Source organism: Phascolarctobacterium succinatutens CAG:287, assembly GCF_000434895.1.
Classification (GTDB): Bacteria; Bacillota; Negativicutes; order Acidaminococcales; family Acidaminococcaceae; genus Phascolarctobacterium_A; species Phascolarctobacterium_A succinatutens_A.
Genome location: NZ_FR892788.1, coordinates 13,596 through 33,891, shown reverse-complemented (window position 1 = coordinate 33,891; position 20,296 = coordinate 13,596). Strand labels below are relative to the sequence as shown.

The 20,296-nt window shown below is 47.6% G+C and carries 18 protein-coding genes and 1 riboswitch; of the genes, 16 read left to right on the top strand and 2 right to left on the bottom strand.

All coding sequences use genetic code 11. The features are described 5' to 3' along the window. Positions 1-90: 90 nt before the first annotated feature. Positions 91-169, top strand: a riboswitch (ZMP/ZTP riboswitch). 70 nt (positions 170-239) lie between these two features. Then, positions 240-1,418: a phosphoribosylaminoimidazolecarboxamide formyltransferase gene (locus tag BN587_RS04920; protein ID WP_044484288.1), complete on the top strand. Its 1,179-nt coding sequence runs from the start codon at positions 240-242 to the stop codon at positions 1,416-1,418. Positions 1,419-1,594: 176 nt separating this feature from the next. On the opposite strand, the gene BN587_RS04915 is transcribed toward BN587_RS04920, so the two are convergent. Next, the gene (locus BN587_RS04915) at positions 1,595-2,092 is read right to left on the bottom strand and encodes a hypothetical protein (RefSeq protein WP_021720032.1); all 498 of its coding nucleotides are present in this window, start codon (positions 2,090-2,092) and stop codon (positions 1,595-1,597) included. A gap of 283 nt (positions 2,093-2,375) precedes the next feature. Between BN587_RS04915 and BN587_RS04910 the strand changes: the two genes are divergently transcribed. The 3 genes from BN587_RS04910 (at position 2,376) to BN587_RS04900 (ending at position 5,135) form a co-directional block, all read left to right on the top strand. Continuing rightward, complete coding sequence (locus BN587_RS04910) at positions 2,376-2,999, top strand: hypothetical protein (protein WP_021720031.1); 624 nt, start codon at positions 2,376-2,378, stop codon at positions 2,997-2,999. A gap of 48 nt (positions 3,000-3,047) precedes the next feature. Continuing rightward, on the top strand, positions 3,048-3,953 hold the full coding sequence (locus BN587_RS11385; RefSeq protein WP_021720030.1) for an exonuclease domain-containing protein: 906 nt from the start codon (positions 3,048-3,050) through the stop codon (positions 3,951-3,953). A 261-nt stretch (positions 3,954-4,214) separates the two neighbouring features. Then, on the top strand, positions 4,215-5,135 hold the full coding sequence (locus tag BN587_RS04900; protein ID WP_021720029.1) for a carbon-nitrogen hydrolase family protein: 921 nt from the start codon (positions 4,215-4,217) through the stop codon (positions 5,133-5,135). A 92-nt stretch (positions 5,136-5,227) separates the two neighbouring features. Here BN587_RS04900 and BN587_RS04895 read toward each other — a convergent pair whose 3' ends face one another. Next, positions 5,228-6,262: a DUF2939 domain-containing protein gene (locus BN587_RS04895; protein WP_021720028.1), complete on the bottom strand. Its 1,035-nt coding sequence runs from the start codon at positions 6,260-6,262 to the stop codon at positions 5,228-5,230. Positions 6,263-6,470: 208 nt separating this feature from the next. Between BN587_RS04895 and miaB the strand changes: the two genes are divergently transcribed. The 12 genes from miaB (at position 6,471) to ndk (ending at position 20,249) form a co-directional block, all read left to right on the top strand. Then, positions 6,471-7,799 (top strand): tRNA (N6-isopentenyl adenosine(37)-C2)-methylthiotransferase MiaB, encoded by a 1,329-nt coding sequence (gene miaB, locus BN587_RS04890; protein WP_021720027.1) that lies wholly within the window; start codon positions 6,471-6,473, stop codon positions 7,797-7,799. After that, positions 7,799-10,384: a DNA mismatch repair protein MutS gene (gene mutS / locus BN587_RS04885; RefSeq protein WP_021720026.1), complete on the top strand. Its 2,586-nt coding sequence runs from the start codon at positions 7,799-7,801 to the stop codon at positions 10,382-10,384. The genes miaB and mutS overlap by 1 nt, the downstream gene beginning before the upstream one ends. Next, positions 10,384-12,399 carry a DNA mismatch repair endonuclease MutL gene (gene mutL, locus BN587_RS04880; protein WP_021720025.1) on the top strand — a complete coding sequence of 672 codons (2,016 nt, stop codon included), beginning with the start codon at positions 10,384-10,386 and terminating at the stop codon, positions 12,397-12,399. Before mutS ends, mutL begins: the two co-directional genes overlap by 1 nt. Next, complete coding sequence (locus tag BN587_RS04875) at positions 12,399-13,187, top strand: class I SAM-dependent methyltransferase (protein ID WP_021720024.1); 789 nt, start codon at positions 12,399-12,401, stop codon at positions 13,185-13,187. The genes mutL and BN587_RS04875 overlap by 1 nt, the downstream gene beginning before the upstream one ends. A 3-nt stretch (positions 13,188-13,190) precedes the next feature. Continuing rightward, positions 13,191-14,126 carry a tRNA (adenosine(37)-N6)-dimethylallyltransferase MiaA gene (miaA, locus tag BN587_RS04870; protein ID WP_021720023.1) on the top strand — a complete coding sequence of 312 codons (936 nt, stop codon included), beginning with the start codon at positions 13,191-13,193 and terminating at the stop codon, positions 14,124-14,126. A gap of 79 nt (positions 14,127-14,205) precedes the next feature. Next, a complete protein-coding gene (gene hfq, locus BN587_RS04865; protein WP_009145913.1) occupies positions 14,206-14,457 on the top strand; it encodes an RNA chaperone Hfq in 252 nt (83 codons plus the stop codon). Between the two features lie 115 nt (positions 14,458-14,572). Continuing rightward, on the top strand, positions 14,573-15,466 hold the full coding sequence (xerD, locus tag BN587_RS04860) for a site-specific tyrosine recombinase XerD (protein ID WP_021720022.1): 894 nt from the start codon (positions 14,573-14,575) through the stop codon (positions 15,464-15,466). A 15-nt stretch (positions 15,467-15,481) separates the two neighbouring features. After that, on the top strand, positions 15,482-16,753 hold the full coding sequence (locus BN587_RS11380; RefSeq protein ID WP_021720021.1) for a divergent polysaccharide deacetylase family protein: 1,272 nt from the start codon (positions 15,482-15,484) through the stop codon (positions 16,751-16,753). 366 nt (positions 16,754-17,119) lie between these two features. Then, positions 17,120-18,367, top strand: coding sequence for an aminotransferase class III-fold pyridoxal phosphate-dependent enzyme (locus BN587_RS04850; RefSeq protein WP_021720020.1), 1,248 nt, complete (start codon positions 17,120-17,122; stop codon positions 18,365-18,367). A gap of 14 nt (positions 18,368-18,381) precedes the next feature. After that, positions 18,382-18,816, top strand: coding sequence for a type II toxin-antitoxin system RatA family toxin (locus BN587_RS04845; protein ID WP_009145909.1), 435 nt, complete (start codon positions 18,382-18,384; stop codon positions 18,814-18,816). Between the two features lie 96 nt (positions 18,817-18,912). Beyond that, entirely contained in the window at positions 18,913-19,755 is an 843-nt protein-coding gene (gene htpX, locus BN587_RS04840; RefSeq protein ID WP_021720019.1) for a zinc metalloprotease HtpX, read from the top strand. A gap of 80 nt (positions 19,756-19,835) precedes the next feature. After that, positions 19,836-20,249: a nucleoside-diphosphate kinase gene (ndk, locus tag BN587_RS04835; RefSeq protein WP_009145907.1), complete on the top strand. Its 414-nt coding sequence runs from the start codon at positions 19,836-19,838 to the stop codon at positions 20,247-20,249. The last annotated feature ends 47 nt before the right edge of the window (positions 20,250-20,296 follow it).

Below are 20,296 nucleotides of genomic sequence, written 5' to 3'. Positions count from 1 at the left end.
AAAGGGGGCAACACTCTAATTCATCATACATTTATTTTACCACAATCGCCCGCTATTGACAAAAACAACGAGGCATCTTATAATTTTAGTATTAGGTCATATAACTGACGGAAGTGGGTTACCACAGGGGAGTATGACCGGTAGCACGCCGACCGTCTGGGCAAAGATTTTTTCTTGTGCCAGTGTGTCGGTTTTTTTGTTTGTCTAAGTGACTGGCACTATACAAAAGAGGAGGAGTTATAGTGAAAGAATTAGCATTAAAATATGGCTGCAATCCTAATCAGGGCAGCGCACGTATTTACATGAACAATGGCAGCGAGCTGCCGATTGAGGTACTGAACGGCCGTCCGGGTTATATCAATTTTCTCGATGCTTTCAACAGCTGGCAGCTGGTAAAAGAACTGAAGGAAGCAACCGGTCTGCCGGCAGCAGCATCCTTTAAGCACGTAAGCCCTGCAGGTGCTGCAGTAGGCCTGCCGCTGAGCGATACTCTGAAGAAAATTTATTATGTAGACGACCTGGAGCTTTCTCCGCTGGCAAATGCTTATGCACGTGCTCGTGGCGCTGACCGTATGAGCTCCTATGGCGACTTTGTTGCTTTGTCTGATGTTTGCGACGTGCAGACCGCTAAAATGCTGGCACGCGAGGTTTCCGACGGTGTTATCGCACCCGGTTATACCGAAGAAGCTCTTACTGTTCTGAAGGGCAAACGCAAAGGCACCTACAATATTATTAAAATTGATGAAAACTACAAGCCGGAGCTGCTGGAGCACAAGCAGGTATTCGGTATTACCTTCGAGCAGGAGCGCAACGAAGCTAAAATTACCGCTGACCTGCTGCAAAACCGCCCGACTGTGAATAAAGAAATTCCGGAGGGCGCAGCACGCGACCTGCTGATTTCCTTAATTGTTTTGAAATATACTCAGTCCAACTCCGTTTGCTACGTAAAAGACGGTCAGGCTATTGGCATCGGCGCCGGCCAGCAATCCCGTGTACATTGCACCCGTCTTGCAGGCGGTAAGGCTGACATCTGGTGGCTGCGTCAAAATCAGAAGGTATTGGCTCTGCCGTTTAAGGACAGCATCCGTCGTCCCGACCGCGACAACACCATCGACGTTTACATCTCCGATGATTATGAGGATGTACTGGCTGACGGCGTATGGGAAAACTTCTTCACTGAAAAACCGGAACCGCTGACTCGCGAAGAGAAAAAGGCTTGGGTTGCTCAGCTGAAGGACGTTGCTCTTGGGAGTGACGCATTCTTCCCGTTCGGCGATAACATTGAGCGTGCGCATCGCAGCGGCGTTCAATATATTGCACAGGCAGGCGGCTCTATCCGTGATGATAATGTTATCGAAACCTGCGATAAGTACGGTATTGCAATGGCATTCACCGGCCTGCGCCTGTTCCATCACTAAGATAGCTTAATAATGAGCTTGCGTCCCACTCGTTTGACGGGTGGGACGTTTTTACGATTAGGATTTTAAAAATCAGAATAAATGTATAGGTTTTAGGGTAACTGTATACTTCGATTCTATTTATATTGTTGTATAGTATAGCATAATAATAAAGTCCGCATTTCTGCGGACTTTATTTATAGTTTCCTGTATTTATCTGAATCTTCTTGTGACATTATATAAAATTTGTTGAGCATTTCTTTGTCAGTGTGTATTTTTTCTAAAGCTTCTGCAATCATAAAATATGTTTCTCCGTTTGTACCGGGAACTACAGCTTGTACTGTATAACTTTTTGGAATAACAGCTAATACATTTCCGTTGCCATCATAACTTGTAGCACTAAGAAGTCGAGCAGTGTGACATTGCAAGTCGAATTCATAAAATAGTACTATTCTAGTATCGGATGAATACTTATTTATCATAAACCAGATTCTGCCAAATGTGTGCTCTGCGTGTCTGTAATCTGAATCTAAGCTTTTGCCAAATTCAAAGGTATACAAGTCCATCCACGTATCTTCTTGTGTTTTGTTACCGGATACATAAGCCCAGCGATTATCTTCTGGTACCTGTATCTTGGCAAATGCTGTTGAAACAAGTGTCAATAGTAATATTAAAATTAAAATGATTTTTTTCATTTAAATACACCCCCGATATATAATACATTCTACATTGTTAGTTAAAATACCTCTATTTGAGGTGTTTTACATGCATAAGAAATTTATAGTGATTATCAATTTTTTTTGCAAATAATTCTGTTTTGTTCTACCACCCAATCATAAACACTCAAAAAAACTCATTACTTTATTGCAAATTACGTAAATTGCATGTATGATTGATTACAGGCAATCTTTTACAAAAGCGTAAAGTAAAATGCCTATATCATAATTAAAATTAACTCCATTCCTATGAGGTGATAATATGCTTCTTAAAGAAATGAATTTCCGCGACATCGTGGATAAATATCTTTACATAGACGCAGTCGGCATGACGCAGAACCTTGGCAGCATTTTTGAAGTAACAGAAGATGCTACCGGTGTGCTTTGCTATGGTTATATAGATGCGCAGGCAGGCATTACCTTTGAAATACTCTGTTGTGCTGTACACGATGCAGCTAAAAAGACGCTGAAGTTGTTGCATGGCAATGATGAGCAATTAGCGAAGATAAGATTATCCGAGCTGCTTGAAGCGCAGGCAGCTGTGCTGCCGAGCGAAATGCCTCGCCTGAGCGAGTTCCAAAGCAAGGTGGCAATGGTGCAAAAGGCTTATAAGGCAGACGAAGCGACAGAAGCGATGCGCCAGCTTACCTCATTAGATCCTGCAAGACTTGTGACGCATCCCGATATCGTAACTGTTTATCTGGTGCGCGGCGATGAGGCGGAAGCGGCTTATGTGCTGCTTAAGGAAGTACGCGAGGTAAATATCATAGGCACACTGCTTTCCGAGCCTCAAGCGGCGACTGGTCTGCACAAGGGCGATGAAATAAGCTTTTTCCTGGTGCGTAACGAAAAGGGAATTATGTGCATGAAGGTGTTGGATAAATAAGCAAAAGAAAGGACATAGACGCTGAGCTAAGCTCGGCAAGGTGATTTTTTGAGTTCTGTAAAAAGAGATAGGTATATAGACGGCAAGCTGCTGCTGGCTTATCCGGACGATTATACTGTTTTAGATATTGAAACTACCGGGCTGAATCCTCAAAATGATTATATAACGGAAATATCGGCCATAAAATACCGCAATAATCGCAGAGTAGATGAATTTTCCAGTTTAGTTAAGCCGGAATTGTCTATCCCGTATTATATTACACGGCTCACCGGTATCAATGACGCCATGGTTGCGGATGCTCCATCAATCGACGAGGTAATTTTGTCCTTTAAGGATTTTCTGGCTGATGATATTATTGCAGGCTATAATGTAGCCTTTGATTTGAGCTTTATTGCGGAAAATCTGGCAGGCTATTATGCCAAAAGATTAGCCAATGATTATGTTGATGTTATGAAGCTGGCGCAGAATGAATTACCGTTTTTAGGCAGGTATAAGCAGACTGCGGTCGCCGAATATTTTAATATTGCTATAGCAGGCGCGCACAGGGCACTTGTTGACTGCGGCATTTGCAACGGCTGTTACCAAAAGCTGAAGGAGCTGGCGGTGGCGGATTATCATCTGCCGCCGCAGCAAAGAGAGCTGGTAATAGTACCGTCTTTCAGGCGCTTAAGACCGTTGGCAGATAAAAATATAGTTCTGCTTGGCTCTTTTGACGGTCTTTATCTTAAAAACCTTCGGGAGATACTGACTGCGCTCGGTGCAAGCGTTGCTTATCATGTTACAGCAGCTTCTGATATGGTTATTGTCGGCACGGCGGATGCTTCCGTGTGTGACAGTGCTGATTTGCAGCGTGCTGTCAGCATGAAAAACGCGGGCAAGAATATCTATATTCTTAAAGAAGATGTGTTTTGCCAATCGGTGCTGGCCAAAGGCTGGCTGCGGGTTGGTGGATAGAATGATTAATTGTATCTTACTTTCTTAAAGGCGCATTTCGTTATTGTATAATGTATAATTGTTGTATATCTATATAATTCAACAGATGATTATTGTATAATACGTATATAAATCCGGAAAGCTTACTGACAGCAGCGAAAGACATGGCAGCTGCCACTGATTTAAAAAAATAAAAATATTGGTGCGAGCAATGATATGCTATGTTTTTGTTTTATGCAGTAAGCATTGTACCGGATAAATTTTTCATCTGAGGGGAATAAAATGGTAGATTTAGAAAAAAATTGTCGTGTAGCTGTAGTGCAGTGTGCGCCCATAATGTTTGATAAGGATGCAACACTGGCCAAATGTATTGATCTGATTAAGCAGGCAGGTGCCGGCGGAGCACAGCTTATCGTGCTGCCGGAGTTGATTATTCCCTGCTATCCTTACGGCATGACCTTTGGCTTTACCGTAGGCAGCAGGCAAGATGAAGGTCGAGCTGATTGGAAGCGCTACTATGATGGCTCAATCGTAGTGCCAGGCGCAGAAACTGATGCGCTCGGACAAGCGGCGCGCGAGGTAAATGCTTATGTAAGCGTTGGTATCTCGGAGCGTGATGCTGTAAGCGGTACGCTTTATAACAGCAACATTATTTTTGCTCCTGACGGCAGCATTGCTGCCCTGCACCGCAAGCTTAAGCCTACAGGTGCTGAGCGCTTTGTTTGGGGTGATGCGGATAAAGCTTATTTCCCTGTGGTTGCTTCACCATGGGGACCACTTGGTAATTTGATTTGTTGGGAATCTTACATGCCCTTGGCACGTGTGGCTTTATATCAAAAAGGCGTCACGATTTTGATTTCCTGCAATACAAATGATAATCCTGAGTGGCAGGCTACTATTCAGCATATTGCGCTCGAAGGACGCTGCTATTACATTAACTGCGATCAGTTCTTCACTAAAGATATGTATCCTGCTGATTTGCATGCGCAGGAGGAAATCGCTAAGCTGCCTGAGCTTGTCTGTCGTGGCGGAAGCTGTGTGATTGATCCTTATGGACATTATGTTACGGAGCCTGTCTGGGATAAGGAAGCAATTATTTATGCGGATTTGGATATAGACAAGGTGCCTGCCAGCCGTATGGAATTTGACGCCTGTGGTCATTATTCACGACCGGATGTTTTGCAGCTGCATGTTACAGAGTAAAGCTGTGGTGTAAAAACCTATATTTTTATCAAAAGAACAAAAAACGCTTACGCCCCACGCATCGCGTGGGATGTAAGCGTCTAATTTTTTTCTTATTCTACAAAATTTTTAGGAGAAATTACCTCGCCGTTATCAAAAGCAATATAGGTGACCTGAATTTTTACGGTTTCTTTGGTAATATCCAGATTCATCAGCTTTTTGTCATCCGGCAGCATGGAATTCAGCTTTTTGCTGGTGGTGAGCTCCACTGCCTGTCCGGGGGCAATGCTGCCCTGATAATGCTCCGGATAGGAATAAAGCTGCTCGCCCTTTTCATTGAGCACCGTTACATCGTAATACATACGGTTGATAGCAACGTTACTCATGTTTTTGGCCATGATGGTAGCGGTAAGCGTAGCTTTTTCCTCGCTGCCGATTTTGTTGCTGTCCTTGTTCAGCGTCAGGCGCTCGCTGGTTGCCTGCAGTGCTTTGTTCAGGCGATCCATAACAGGCTTGTTCAGCAGGGCTTGTTTAGCACGTTTAGCTGCATCCAGCTGAACGATAAAGTCTGCCAGATTGCTGACTTTCTTAATCTGCCAATCACCTTTATCATTTTGCTGCATCAGCAGCTCGGCAATAAAATCCTTATCCAGCTCATTGTTGTGCAGCACCAGGGTTGCTTTTGCTGTCTCGCCCTCATGCTTGCTGAGCTTCAGATCTTTGACAGTAAGGTTTTGAATGGGGATGTGGCGTTCCAGGTTACGCTTCATAGCATCAGGTACGGGATCGACCGTCTGCTTAGGAGTATTGTCGGGCTTAGCGGCAATTTTGTCCAGAGCTTCCTGCGTCATCAGGTCTACAACCGAAGGCTTCAGCATATGCAGAATGCCGAGTGCGAACGGGTTGGAGAAAACATTATCATTGTTGATTTTGCTTTCTGCCTTGATGATGTCCTCGAAAGCGTTGTCCATAACAGAGGGAACATCAACATATCGTGAAAATTTTGCACTGTCATGCTGCTGCAGTGCAACGCGCGCTTCGTTCAAGGCATAAGCCGGTGTACGGATAAAATAAAGAAAATAAAAGGCTGCGCCTGCGAGGGCAGCGAGCAGAATAAATACAACAAACCATTTCTTTTTGCTTTGCATGATTTTGACCTTCCTAAACTATATTAAAAGGCAATCGGAAAAATTCTTTGCCTGCATATATTGTAATCATCTTAAGGGCAGATTTCAATACCTACTACTAAAATATTTTATAAATTATTCCCTACTTCTTTCCGGGGGAAATGTTGCGGGAAGTGAGTGTAATTGGTTATAATATAATGATAGACTGATTTTACACGGAGGTATTTACATGAGTGATAAAAATAAAACCTACTGTCTGATAAATTACGGCTGCCAAATGAATGAATCCGATACGGAGCATTATGCAGGACAGCTGCAGGAGCTGGGCTATGCGCCTAATCCTGATTTTCATACCGCAGATATAATTATTGTCAACACCTGCTGCGTGCGCGAAAGTGCGGAAAAGAAAATTGCCGGCAAAATTGGCGAATTAAAGGCTGTAAAGCGTGCCAATCCGGATGTAGTTATCTGTGTTGCAGGCTGTATGGCACAGAAAGACGGCGAAAAGCTGCGCAAGAAGCATCCGCAGGTAGATTTGCTGCTGGGTACTGCTTACGTTAACGATTTCAAGCGTTTGCTGCTGGAATTTCTGGCAGAGCGCAAGGCTGCGGTTTATACCGATCTGACTATTCATCAAAGTGAGTTTGAAGGTCATATGGTACGACAAAGCTCCTTTGCTGCCTGGATTCCTATTATGTATGGCTGCAATAATTTCTGCACCTACTGCATCGTGCCGTATGTACGCGGACGCGAGCGCAGCCGCAGCATCGATAATATTGTTGCCGAGATTGAGGCAGCAGTTAAAGATGGCTACAAGGAATTTACTCTGCTGGGACAAAACGTTAATTCCTATGGCAAGGATTTTGGCGACAAGGACGCTTTCGCTAAGCTGCTGCGCCGTGTGGATATTATTCCCGGCGTTGAGCGTATTCATTATATGACCAGCCACCCGCGTGATATGAGCGAGGAGGTTATCAAGGCTGTTGCAGAATGTGAGCACATCTGCGAAAACTTCCATCTGCCGTTCCAGGCAGGCAGCTCGGAAATTCTTCGCCGCATGAACCGCGGTTACACGAAGGAAAAATATCTTGAGCTGGTGAAGATGGTACGCAAGTATGTGCCGGACGCAACGATTACTACAGATATTATTGTAGGCTTCCCCGGTGAAACCGAAGAGGATTTTGAAGAAACTTTGGATGTCGTGCGTCAGGTTGGCTTTACCTCCGCTTATACCTTCATCTATTCCAAGCGCAGCGGTACACCTGCTGCCAAAATGGAAAACCAGGTGCCGCTGGCAGTGAAGAAGGAACGTTTGAACCGTTTGATGGCGCTGCAGAACGAAAACAGCCTGAAGTGCCATGAAAAGCTTGTAGGTCAGACTGTGGAAGTGTTGGCAGAAGGTCCCAGCAAGCAGAAAACAGTCTGGAACGGTCGTACACGCACAGGAGTTCTGGTGCTGTGGCCGATTGAAGATAAGCAATACGAGGTAGGACAGAAGGTTAATGTGCAGATTGAAGCTGCGCAGACCTGGCTGGTGAAAGGTAAGGCGGTTGATTAATGGCTGCTGCAAATGTTACGCCCATGGTACAACAATATATGGCGGTAAAGCAGGAGCATCAGAATGAGCTGCTCTTCTTCCGTCTGGGCGATTTTTATGAAATGTTTTTTGATGATGCTATCACAGCATCGCGTGAGCTTAATTTAACACTGACCAAGCGCTCCAACGGCATGGAGCATATGCCGATGTGCGGTGTGCCTTATCATTCTGTGGACGGCTATATCGCCAAGCTGATAAAAAAAGGCTATCGCATCGCCATTTGCGAGCAGGTGGAGGATCCCAAGCTAGCCAAAGGTATTGTCGAGCGCAAGGTTATTAAAATTATCACTCCGGGAACGGCGCTGAACGAACAGCTTTTAGAGGATAAGCACAATCGCTATCTGGTATTTTTACAGCAGGCGCAGGCAAAGGGAATGTGCCTGGCGGCGGCTGATGTAACTACGGGCGAGTGCGAATGGTTTCTTGACCAAACTTCGGAAAGCTTTTTGAATATCACCGAGCAGCTTTACAGACTGCAGCCTGCAGAGCTTGTTGTTCATTTTACTTCGGAGGAAATGAGTGAGAAGCTGCAGGAATGGCTGGCAGCAAGATTACCGGAATGCGTTGTTACGCATTATGACGAGAGTACGCCGGAGGCTGATTATTTTACGCAACACTTTGCCGGCAGTGAGGTGCCGGATGAGGTGCATAGTACGGTTGAGCTTTTGCTGCGCTATCTGCATGGAACAGTAATGGCCGATTTGAGCCATATTAACCGTTTGGTGCGAATTGAACGCAACAGCTTTATGAATCTTGATGTGACCGCTATCCGTAACTTGGAGCTGGTTCGCAATATGACGGATGGCTCGAAGCGCGGTACGCTTTTGCAGGTGCTTGATTTTACAAATACCTCGATGGGTGCGCGCCGTCTGCGCAGCTGGATTGAAAGCCCGCTGCTGGATGTGGGCCGCATTTATGAACGTCAGGAGGCGGTAGCCGAGCTGGCGGCAGCAGCAGAGCTGCGCGAAGCGATTGTGGCGCAGCTGAAGGCGGTGGCAGATCTGGAGCGCATTGTCAGCCGTGTTGAGGTAGGCAGTGCCAATGCCAGGGATTTGGTAGCTCTGCGCAATTCCCTGAGCGTGCTTCCGGGCCTGAAGGGCATTCTGGAAGGCTGTAGCAGCGGACTGCTGCGCAAGCTGTGGAAGGGCCTGCATCTGCATGAGGAGCTGGCTGCAAGATTGCAGCAGGCGATTGTCGATGAGCCGCCGTTTTCTGTCCGCGAGGGCGGCATGATTCGCACCGGTTATAATCAGGAGTTGGATGAGCTGCAGCTGATTGCTGCCGACAACAAAACCTGGATGCAGAACTTTGAGCAGAAAATCAAAGAGGAAACCGGCATTAAAACCATGAAGGTTGGTTTCAATAAGGTTTTCGGCTATTATATCGAGGTAAGCAAGGGACAGAGCAGCAGCGTGCCTCCGTACTTTGTGCGTAAGCAGACGCTGGTAAACGCGGAGCGCTATATTGTTCCCGAGCTTAAGGAGTTCGAGAATAAGATTCTCGGTGCTAAGGAAAAAATTGAGCAGCTGGAATATTATCTGTTTGATGAGCTGCGTACATTGATTCGCGGCAAAATCAAGGAGATTCAGGAAACTGCCCGCGCCGTTAGCTATATTGATGTGCTGACAGGCTTGGCAGAGGCTGCCTATAAATATAATTATGTAAGACCTGAGCTGAATAATAACGGCGAAATCAAGATTGTTGACGGACGCCATCCCGTAGTAGAGCGCTTGCTGGAAAAGGAGATTTTTGTTCCGAACAATACCAATCTGAATAATACCGATGAACGCATGATAATTATTACCGGTCCGAATATGGCAGGCAAATCAACCTACATGCGTCAGGTGGCGCTGCTGGTGCTGATGACGCAAATCGGCAGCTTTATTCCTGCGCGTCAGGCTAGCGTTTGCCCGGTAGATAAGATTTTTACGCGTGTAGGCGCCAGTGATGACCTGGCAACAGGCCAGAGCACCTTTATGGTGGAGATGAACGAGGTAGCGCAGATTTTAAAATATGCTACGAAAAACAGTCTGATTATACTTGACGAGGTGGGCCGCGGTACCAGTACCTTTGACGGCATGAGTATTGCTCACGCAGTTATGGAATATATCCATGACCGCATCAAGGCAAAGACGCTGTTTGCTACGCATTATCATCAGCTGATTGCCTTGGAAAATGTGCTGAGCGGTGTGAAGAACTATTCTGTTGCCGTTAAGGAAAGAGGCAAGGATATTATCTTCCTGCGCCGTATTGTGCCCGGAGGCACCGACCGCAGCTACGGCGTGCATGTTGCACGCCTTGCGGGCCTTCCGAAGAAGGTGCTGGAGCGTTCGGAGGAGCTGCTTAAGGAATATGATAATGATAACGGCCGTGTACAGCAGCCTGCAGCTGCTGCAGCGCCGCAGGATAATATGATGGGCTCGCTGTTTGGCAGCTCTATTGCCAATGAGCTTTTGAAGCTCGATGTTATGAGCATGACACCGATTGAGGCGATGAGCGCCTTGTATAAATTGCAGGATGAAGCAAGAAAGGAGCTGGGTAAATAATGGCAGAAGAGCATGCCGTCCGTTTGTTGGATACGAATACCGCCAACCAGATTGCTGCCGGCGAGGTTGTAGAAAAGCCTGCGTCCGTAGTAAAGGAATTGGTTGAGAACGCACTGGATGCCGGTGCGGATAAAATTGAAGTAACGATTTTTGCCGGCGGTACGGAATATATCAGAGTAACTGATAATGGCTGCGGCATGAGTGAGGCTGATGCCAAAATGGCTGTGCTGCGCCATGCCACAAGCAAGCTTACGAAGGCTGAGGATTTGCTGAGTCTGAATACCTTGGGCTTTCGCGGTGAAGCCTTGCCCAGTATCGCCTCTGTTTCTAACTTTACGCTGCTTACCCGTCCGGAGAGCGAGGAATTCGCTACCTCTGTGCATATCGACGGCGGTGAAAATACGGAGGTTACGGCAAGCGGCGGCAGTACGGGTACTACCGTAATTGTAGAGAATCTGTTCTTCAACGTGCCTGCACGCCGTAAATTCCTGAAAACCGTGAGCACCGAGGGCCGTTATATCAGCGAGCTTTTGACAAGGCTGGCGCTCTCGCGTCCTGATGTGCGTTTTAAGCTGGTGAACAATGATAAAGAGGTGCTCAGTACTCCCGGTGACGGTGATTTGGAGCATGCGATTAAAGCACTGTATGGCAAGAATGTTGCCGAAAACCTTTTGGAGGTATCGCTGAACGATCCTAAGGTAAGAGTTAGCGGCTTTATCGGCAAGCCTACGCTGCTGAAGGGAACGCGCCAGTGGCAGACGTTCTTTGTCAACGGACGCTGCATCGGCAGCAAGATGCTTTCAAAGGCTATGGACCATGCTTACCAGTCGCAGATTCCCAAAAGCGGCTTTCCCTTTGCTGTCATCAATTTAACAGTTGATACAGCCAGCGTTGATGTTAATGTGCATCCGCAGAAGAGTGAAATCAAATTCAGTGATGACAGTCTGATTTATAAGGCTATGTATAAGGCGCTGACCGATGCACTGACGAAGCCGATGAGCGCCCAAAAGACGCAGGTAACGCTGCTGCCTGATTCAGAGCTGAATGTGTTTGTGAAGCCGCAGCCGCAAGCTGCATGTGCGCCGGTTACACCTGCACCGCAGCCTAAGCCGGCGTATCAGCCTGTGTTCAAAGGCGGCGCGGAGCAGATTTTCAAAACGCCGGAGCGTAATGAGGAGCAGCCTGCAGCAGAAGAGCTGTTGGGAAATGAGCAGCAGCCTGTGCCTGCCGTAAAAAAAGAGCAGGCAGAGCAGCAGGCTATGTGGCAGCCGTTTGATGATTTCAACAAAACATCTGCAACCGTTTCCTATACCAAGGGCTATCAGGAGCCTGTGCTGGAGGTGCATGAGGCGCGCAGTGAATTTGCCAAACCGCAGCCGACGGAGGCTGCACCTGTGCCCAACAGGGAAACTATTGCTTTTACAGATACCGACAGCGGTATGGATACTATCTGGCCGATTGGTCAGGTTGATAAAACCTTTATTATTGCTCAAAGTGAAAATACGCTTTATCTGATTGACCAGCATGCTGCTCATGAGCGCATTCTTTATGACAAGCTGGTGGCTTCGCATGAGCAGATTCCGTCGCAGCAGCTTTTGATGCCGTTGTATGTGGATATGGCTGCCGATGATATTGCGCTGATTGAGGAGCACCGGGATGAATTTCTGGCTTTGGGTGTGGATGCTGCCAGTGCCGGCGAAAGCCTGCTGCGCGTGAGCAGTTTGCCGGCGGATATCAAGGCTGATGCTGCTGAAGATTTTATCAATGCTATCAGCAAAATGCTGCGGGAAATGCGTAATGTCAATGGCAGCGATTTGCGGCAGGAGGTGTTGCACATGACTGCCTGCAAGGCGGCAATCAAGGCCGGACAGCTGCTGAATATGCGGCAGATGCGTCAGCTGATTATTGATTTGTGCAATACTACGCATCCGTTTACCTGCCCGCACGGCAGACCTTGCATGATTGAAATTGACAGCAATCAGCTGTATAAAATGTTTAAAAGGACGGGCTTTTGATGCTTACAGGCAGAATTGGCGTAACAACGGCCAGAAATGCGACAGGTAGCGCCGCTGCAGCTCAGGCCAGGGCCTGGGCGGAGCAGCTGGGCGCACTTTATGTGGAGCGTCCGCACAATATGGGCGTAGACGAGCTTATGGCGCAATATGAACTGGCAGCGCTTGTCGTGGGCGAAAAGGATGGTCCGCGTATTCATAGCGCCGCAGGCAGCTTTGCCTATCATCCGGGGATGGCGGTGCTGCGTCTGCAGCAACTGAAGCGTGGCGCGACGGAGCATTTGCTGACGGCGTTGGACCTGCGTCCGGGAAAAAGAGTGCTGGATGCTACGCTGGGCCTGGCGGCAGATGCCGCCATCAGCGCATATGCTGTTGGTACTGCGGGAACAGTTGTGGGGCTGGAGGCTTCACCGCTGCTGCATTTTGCCGTGAGCTATGGTTTGCAGCATTATGTGGCAGAAGATGCAGACCTGACGGCAGCACTGCGCCGGATTCAGCCGGCGCAGGCGTTGGCGGAGAATTATCTGGCGCAGTGTGCGCCGGATAGCTTTGACGTTGTTTATTTCGATCCGATGTTCCGCCATCCTGTCAACGGTGCCAAGGGCATGGAAGCATTGCGTCCGCTTTCCTACGAGGAAGCGCTGTCGGCAGAAACGCTGCAGCTGGCGCTTAAAGCAGCGCCGCGCGTAGTTATCAAGGAGCGCAGCGAATATATTTTGCGCGAGTATGGCTGCGAGGAATTTATCGGCGGAAAATATAGCAGGATTAAGTACGGAATAATAAAAAGGTGATTTATGTTGCAAAAAACCAAGGTAGTTGTTATTTTAGGAGCGACAGCAACCGGAAAAAGTCATTGCGCTATTGAGATTGCCAAGCAGTTTCAGGGTGAAATAATTTCCGGTGATTCAATGCTGGTTTATAAAAATATGAATATCGGTACTGCCAAGCCAACTGCCGAGGAGCTGGCTGCCGTACCGCATCATCTGGTGGATATTCTGCCGCCGGACGAATCCTTCAGCGTTGTGGATTTTAAGGAGCGTGCAGCTGCGCTGATTACGGAAATTAATGCGCGCGGACATCTGCCGATAATTGCCGGCGGTACAGGTCTGTACATAAAAGCGTTGCTCGAGGATTATGCCTTTAATAATGCGGATGAGGACAGCGAGCTGCGCCGCAGGCTGGAGACCGAGGCACAGGAAAAGGGCGCGCTGGCGCTGCATGCGCGCTTGCAGGAGTTGGCGCCGCAGGAGGCGCAGCGCATTCATCCCAATAATGTGCGTCGCGTTATCCGTGCACTGGAATCTGCTATGCAGGGCGAGGCTGTCAACCAATACGGTGCGCAGGAAAGTCCTTATGATGCCGTAGTTATCGGCCTGGAGATGGAGCGTCAGGCGCTGTACGAGCGCATCAACAGGCGTGTGGATTTGATGCTGGAGGCCGGCCTGGAGCAGGAGGTGCGCAGCTTGCTGGAGCGGGGAGTAGCGCCCGAGTGCCAGTCGATGCAGAGCATCGGCTATAGACAGATGGTATGGTATCTTAACGGCAGCATGGATTATGCTGCTGCCGTAGACAAGCTGAAGCAGGCAACGCGTAACTTTGCCAAGAGGCAGATTACCTGGTATAAAAAAATGCCGTATATTCACTGGTTGCATCTGGATGATGAGCCTGATTATAAACAGGCAGTGGCAGAAATTTCCGAAATACTTGTAGAAAGTGGCATTTCGGTGTAAAATATAAGTATAAAGAGGAGTGTAGGTTTTTAGGAATCTGTACTTCCGGAGATAACGAAATGAGTAGGAGGGGCTTTTAATGATTACTTCAGTAAAACCCGCAATGAATTTGCAAGACAGCTTTTTAAACCATGTTCGCAAGGAAAACCTGGGTGTTATCATCTATCTGATGAACGGTTTCCAAATCCGTGGCTTAGTAAGAGGTTTTGACAACTTTACTGTTATTATTGAAAACGAAGGCAAACAGCAGCTTGTGTACAAGCATGCTATTTCCACTATTTCCCCGGCAACTAATATTACTATTATGCAGCCTGAGAAAAAAGAATATTAATAAAGTTATGATTACAAAGAAAAACGGCGCACAAGCGTTGTTTTTCTTTTTCTGAAAGAGATTGCATCCGACAAAATTTGCAAGCGGCAAATTTGTAGGGTGGAGGCAGGTTTTTATGTTTGACTATCTGGCATTGTTCCAGGAATATCTTATGGTAGAGCTGGGCTTGTCTAAAAATACGCGGCTGGCGTATCTGCGTGATTTGCGCCTGCTGATGAAAAGCCTGCAGCTGAAAGCAGATGAAGAGCTGCTGCAGGTTTCACGCCAGCAGCTTATAGCATATCTGGTACGTTTGAAGCAGGAGGGACGTGCAGCTTCTACGGTAGCACGCAAGCTGGCTTCGATAAAAGCGTTTTACCGTTTTCTGACGGCAGAGCGTTATATCCGCCGTAATCCTGCCGAGGTGCTGGAGGCGGCGAGCAGAGGACTGCATTTGCCGAAGGTGCTGAGCGTTCAGGAGGTAGAAAGGCTTTTGGATGAGCCTAATTTGGGAACCTTGGACGGCTATCGCGACAAGACGATGCTGGAGCTGTTATATGCTACCGGCATGCGTGTGTCTGAACTGGTAAATGTGCCGGTGAAGAATGTTGATATGAAGATGCAGTATGTCATTGTTATGGGCAAAGGCTCTAAGGAGCGTATGCTGCCGTTAGGCCGTACTGCGCTGCATTATTTGGAGCATTATTTGTCTGTGGTACGCCCGCAGCTTCTGCATGGTAAGCCGGATGCGGCTGCAGAGCTTTTTGTAACCGGCTGGGGCGGACCGATGACACGGGAGCGTTTTTACGAAATAATTGTGGCCTATGGCAAGAGCGCAGGCATCAGCAAGCGCGTTACACCGCATATGCTGCGCCATTCCTTTGCTACGCATCTTTTAAATAATGGTACCGATCTGCGCATAGTACAGGAGCTTTTGGGACATGCTGATATTTCTACAACGCAAATATATACGCATCTTGATGTGGAGCGCTTGCGTGAAGTGTATGATAAGGCACATCCAAGGGCTTAAGAAGGGAGAACAGCTATGACAAGAAGAAGGAAGAAAAAATCCTCCGGCAGCAAGTATGGTGTTCTGATTTTAATAGCAATTGTGGCAGTAATTGCCATTGCCTGCGGTCTTTTCTTTGCCAACAGCCAAAGCAAAAAGGATGTGTTGGCTAAGAAGGGTGATGAGGCGCAGACTGTTAGTCTTTTGGACGAGTCCATAGAGGCGCAGCGTCTGCTGGATAATATTTTGTTGCAGAAAAATAATTGGCAGCTGATTGAAAATGACCATGGCAAAAAGGATGTAGAGGTAGAAGAATCCGGTGCTAAGGTACAGATTAACCAGCGTGAGCTGGCGGTGGGCATACCATCCAGCACCAGCTTGACCGGTGCCGGTGATTGGCTGCAGGCTAAGGTGGAGCAGGCGGGACTGGTTTATATCAGCGGTAAGCCTGCCAAATATAAAAAATGGGATGCCTATAAGGCAGAAATAGGTATTAAGGTTAAGGCCGGTGCAGGCAGTAAAAGCTTTGTAACGGATACTGTGATTTTCTTCCATAACAGTAACCTGACCAAGCAGGATAAGGATGTTAAGGATTTACCGGAGCAAAAGGCAGAAGAGGAGCAGCAGGGGACCGTCAGGCAATTCAGAGGAAAAGTAGCCATCGTTATTGATGACTGCGGTTATGATATGGCGCCGGTGCGCAAGCTGTTGAATACCGGTCTGCCGTTCAGCTATGCTATATTGCCGTATAAGCGGTACAGCAGCGATGTTCTGGAGATGGTAAAGGCTAAAGGACGTGTGCCGATGCTGCATCTGCCGATGGAGCCTATTGACCGCAGTGCGATGAGCGAGGGCGCTGCTACTATTCGTACGGATTTGTCTGCGGCGGAGAAGCTGTCCTTGACGCGGCGTGCGCTTAATAGTCTGCCGGGAGTTGTGGGTGTAAATAATCATCAGGGCTCGAAGGCGACTGCGGATAAGGATACTATGCGAGTTGTTTTGCAGGAGCTGCGTCGTCAGAGGCTGTTCTTTGTGGACAGCCGTACTAATTCTGCTTCGGTAGCGCGCACAATGGCACAGCAGGTGGGTGTTTCGACGGCTCGTAATGATATCTTTTTGGATAACAGCTCTGACGTGCAGGCGATTCGTCAGCAGATATATAAGGCTTTTGCTATGGCGGAAAGAAACGGCAGCGTTATTGCTATCTGCCATGCCAGACCGAATACGGCTAAATGTTGGGAGATGTATGCGGCGGAGTTTAAGCGGACGGGGATAACCTTTGTGCCGGTGACGGAGCTGCTGTATTAAAGTATTAGTATTGGGACTCGGCTTCTTTCATAACTGAAATAAGTCGGAAGAAAGGTTCACTTGATAACTGTGCAACTAACATATCGTTCCGCTCAGAAAAAAATTTCCCGTGCCCGTAGGGCACAACGCAAATTTCGCGTGGAACCAGGACGAAACGTGCGGCGCCGATTTTGTTTGCAAGTAACCTTTAGTTTTCGGTTGCCTTGTTTCTATGGTTCCGGACACTCATTTGCTAAAATTTTTATTCGCTGCATGATATATTAGTTGCTTGCTCTGGTGTGTTGCTCAGAAGTTGTAATTTTTAAGAAAAAAGTTTTTTCCTGTTTCTAAAACTCTAAATTACATAAACTGAATCGAGGTAAGAAAATGTCTAATTATGTAGAAGAAACAATCGGTAAATATGAAAAGTATATCAATCCTGCTCAGGCAAAGTTATTCCGCTTTATGGGCCTGGCAAGCATTGAAGGCCATGCTGAGGGTTGGACGATTACCGACAGCGAAGGTCAGGAGTTTATTGACTGCCTGGGCGGTTACGGTATGTTTGCTTTAGGTCATCGTCATCCGAAGGTTGTTGAGGCTGTGGAAAAGGAGCTGCATGCTATGCCGATGTGCGGCAAGGTGCTGTTCAACCGTCCGATGGCTGATTTGGCAGAGGCACTGGCAGAGATTACCCCCGGTGAGCTGCAGTACAGCTTTTTTGTCAACAGCGGTACCGAATCCGTTGAGGGCTGCCTGAAGGTAGCACGCCTGGCAACAAAACGCAAAAAATTCGTTGCTGCGAAGAATGCTTTTCACGGCAAAACCTTTGGCAGTTTAACTGCTACCGGACGTGATATGTACCGCGAGCCGTTTAAACCGCTGCTTGATGGCTTTACTCATGTAGAATACGGCGACGCCGCAGCTGTTGATGCTGCTGTTGATGAAGATACTGCTGCCGTTATTTTGGAGCCTGTTCAGGGCGAGGGCGGCATTATTGTTCCGCCTGCGGGTTACCTGCGCAAGGTGAAGGAAATCTGCGAGAAGAAGGGTGCTTTGCTGATTGCCGATGAAGTGCAGACCGGTATCGGCCGTACCGGCGAATGGTTCGGCGTTAATCATGACGGCGTTACTCCCGACCTGATGGCCTGCGCTAAGGCTTTGGGCGGCGGTGTAATGCCCATAGGTGCGATTATCGGTACTCCGCGTGCCTGGGCCGGTCTTATTGAAGCACCGTTCCTGCACACATCTACCTTTGGCGGCAACCAGCTGGCCTGCGCTGCCGGTGTAGCAGCTATCAAGGCTATCAAGGAAGAGGATATGCTGCGTCGCGGACGTGAGGCAGGTGCGTATCTTAAGGCTGGTCTGGAGGCTATCGCTGCAGAATATCCTTCCGTTATCAAGGAAGTACGCGGTCGCGGTATGATGATCGGCATTGAGCTGACCAAAGAGGGTGCCGGCGGTATGCTGATGAGCCTGATGATTAACCAGCACATTATTGTTGCTTATACCTTGAACAATCCTAAGGTTATCCGTATGGAGCCGCCGCTGATTATGCCTAAAGAGGTTATCGACCATGTTCTGGAGGCTTTCAGAGGCGCTGTTAAGGAAACCGCGGATGTTATTGAAGATTTATAAGAGGAGATAAGATTATGCCTTATGTAGAGAGCAAAACCACCATCAAGGGCGATGGTGCAAAAATTTATGATATTATCAAGGATATGGCTGCTTACCCTAATTTTATGCATGACCTGGTAAGCGTAGAAATCTTGGAGCGCGGTGAGAATTACACTGTTTCTCACTGGGTAAGTAATGTTGATGGACGCAAAATCGTCTGGACCGAGCGCGATACCTTCTATCCTGAGGAGCTGAAAATTACCTACGCTCAGACCGAGGGTGATTTAAAGAAAATGGAAGGCTCCTGGCTTATTACACCGCAGGCTGACGGCTGCGAGGTAACGCTAGCAGTTGATTTTGAGTTCGGTATTCCGATGATTGCCGGCCTCCTGAATCCTATTCTTAAGAAAAAAGTTCGTGAAAACAGTGAAAATATGTTAAACTCTATCAAGGCCCAAATTGAAAAATAAGTAATTACTTGTTATAATAGATATGTTGAAAATGTATTCTATTAATGCCTGTACCTGTTTACAGTGCAGGTCTTTTATGAGGAGGAAATTACTTAGATGAAAACAGCGTTTTTAATGGCGTTAATGACAGCGCTGCTGATGCTCCTGGGCGACTTCTTCGGTGGTCTGCGCGGCATGACCGTAATGCTTTTTGTAGGCGTGGCAATGAACTTCTTTGCTTATTGGAACAGCGATAAGATGGTTCTGGCACATTACGATGCACAACAGGTTGACCGCAACAGTGCGCCGGAGCTGTACGGAATAGTAGAAAAGCTGGCTAAAAAAGCCAATATTCCTATGCCGAAGGTTTATATTATCAATAGTCCGGTGCCTAACGCTTTTGCTACCGGCAGAAATCCGGAGCATGCTGCCGTTGCGGTAAATACTGCGCTGGCAGATATGCTGACCAAGGAAGAGCTGGCCGGTGTTTTAGGTCATGAGCTGAGCCACATTATGCATCGTGATATTTTGGTAAGCACTATTGCCGCTTCTATGGCAGGTGCTATTTCCACGATTGCCCAATGGGGCATGTTCTTTGGCGGCGGCCGTGATGAGAATGGCGAAAGCCGTAATCCTATCGCTTCTATTCTGGTTATGATTTTGGCGCCTCTGGCAGCTATGCTGATTCAGATGGCAGTATCCCGTTCCCGCGAATATATGGCTGATAAATCCGGCGGTGAGCTTTGCGGCAATCCGAACGCTCTGGCTGATGCATTGCTGAAGATTGAAGCTTATGCGGAGCGTCGCGTAATGCCCGGTGCTACCGAAGCAACTGCGCATATGTTTATTATCAACCCCTTTGCCGGTGTTGATGCCAAGCAGCTTTTCAGCACTCACCCCGCAACCGAGGAAAGAGTTCAGCTGCTGCGTGAGCAGGCAAGAGAAATGGGCATCCGTTAACAATTTAACTATACCTCTAAGTCACATTGGTGACTGGGTTAGTATAAAAATTTAATTAAACTTTAAGGAGAGATTCACACATGGAACAAACACTCGTACTCGTAAAACCCGATGGAGTTAAGAAAAATCTGATTGGCGATATCATCGCTCGTTTCGAACACAAAGGCCTGCAAGTTGCAGCTCTGAAACTGGTTAAAGTTACCGAAGCTCAAGCTAAATTCCACTATGCCGAGCATGAAGGCAAACCCTTCTTCGGCGAACTGGTTGACTTCATTACCTCCGCTCCGCTGGTTTGCGCTGTAATCCGCGGCGAAAACGCTATCAAAGCTGTTCGTCAACTGAACGGTGCTACCAACCCGATTGAAGCAGTTCCCGGTTCTATCCGCGGCGACTTCGCTCTGAGCATCGGTGAAAACATTGTTCACGGTTCCGACAGCCCGGAAGCTGCTGAACGCGAAATCAACAACTTCTTCGCTCCGGAAGAAATTTACTAATTAACTTTAGCCTTTCGGCAGCCATGAGCTGACTGAGAGGGGTTACA

Excerpts from the sequence above, each read along its gene's own strand:
- BN587_RS04915 (WP_021720032.1), bottom strand. The coding sequence starts at position 2,092 with ATGAAAAAAATCATTTTAATTTTAATATTACTATTGACACTTGTTTCA.
- BN587_RS04910 (WP_021720031.1), top strand. The coding sequence starts at position 2,376 with ATGCTTCTTAAAGAAATGAATTTCCGCGACATCGTGGATAAATATCTT.
- BN587_RS04900 (WP_021720029.1), top strand. The coding sequence starts at position 4,215 with ATGGTAGATTTAGAAAAAAATTGTCGTGTAGCTGTAGTGCAGTGTGCG.
- BN587_RS04895 (WP_021720028.1), bottom strand. The coding sequence starts at position 6,262 with ATGCAAAGCAAAAAGAAATGGTTTGTTGTATTTATTCTGCTCGCTGCC.
- miaB (WP_021720027.1), top strand. The coding sequence starts at position 6,471 with ATGAGTGATAAAAATAAAACCTACTGTCTGATAAATTACGGCTGCCAA.
- mutS (WP_021720026.1), top strand. The coding sequence starts at position 7,799 with ATGGCTGCTGCAAATGTTACGCCCATGGTACAACAATATATGGCGGTA.
- mutL (WP_021720025.1), top strand. The coding sequence starts at position 10,384 with ATGGCAGAAGAGCATGCCGTCCGTTTGTTGGATACGAATACCGCCAAC.
- BN587_RS04875 (WP_021720024.1), top strand. The coding sequence starts at position 12,399 with ATGCTTACAGGCAGAATTGGCGTAACAACGGCCAGAAATGCGACAGGT.
- miaA (WP_021720023.1), top strand. The coding sequence starts at position 13,191 with ATGTTGCAAAAAACCAAGGTAGTTGTTATTTTAGGAGCGACAGCAACC.
- hfq (WP_009145913.1), top strand. The coding sequence starts at position 14,206 with ATGATTACTTCAGTAAAACCCGCAATGAATTTGCAAGACAGCTTTTTA.
- xerD (WP_021720022.1), top strand. The coding sequence starts at position 14,573 with ATGTTTGACTATCTGGCATTGTTCCAGGAATATCTTATGGTAGAGCTG.
- BN587_RS11380 (WP_021720021.1), top strand. The coding sequence starts at position 15,482 with ATGACAAGAAGAAGGAAGAAAAAATCCTCCGGCAGCAAGTATGGTGTT.
- BN587_RS04850 (WP_021720020.1), top strand. The coding sequence starts at position 17,120 with ATGTCTAATTATGTAGAAGAAACAATCGGTAAATATGAAAAGTATATC.
- BN587_RS04845 (WP_009145909.1), top strand. The coding sequence starts at position 18,382 with ATGCCTTATGTAGAGAGCAAAACCACCATCAAGGGCGATGGTGCAAAA.
- htpX (WP_021720019.1), top strand. The coding sequence starts at position 18,913 with ATGAAAACAGCGTTTTTAATGGCGTTAATGACAGCGCTGCTGATGCTC.
- ndk (WP_009145907.1), top strand. The coding sequence starts at position 19,836 with ATGGAACAAACACTCGTACTCGTAAAACCCGATGGAGTTAAGAAAAAT.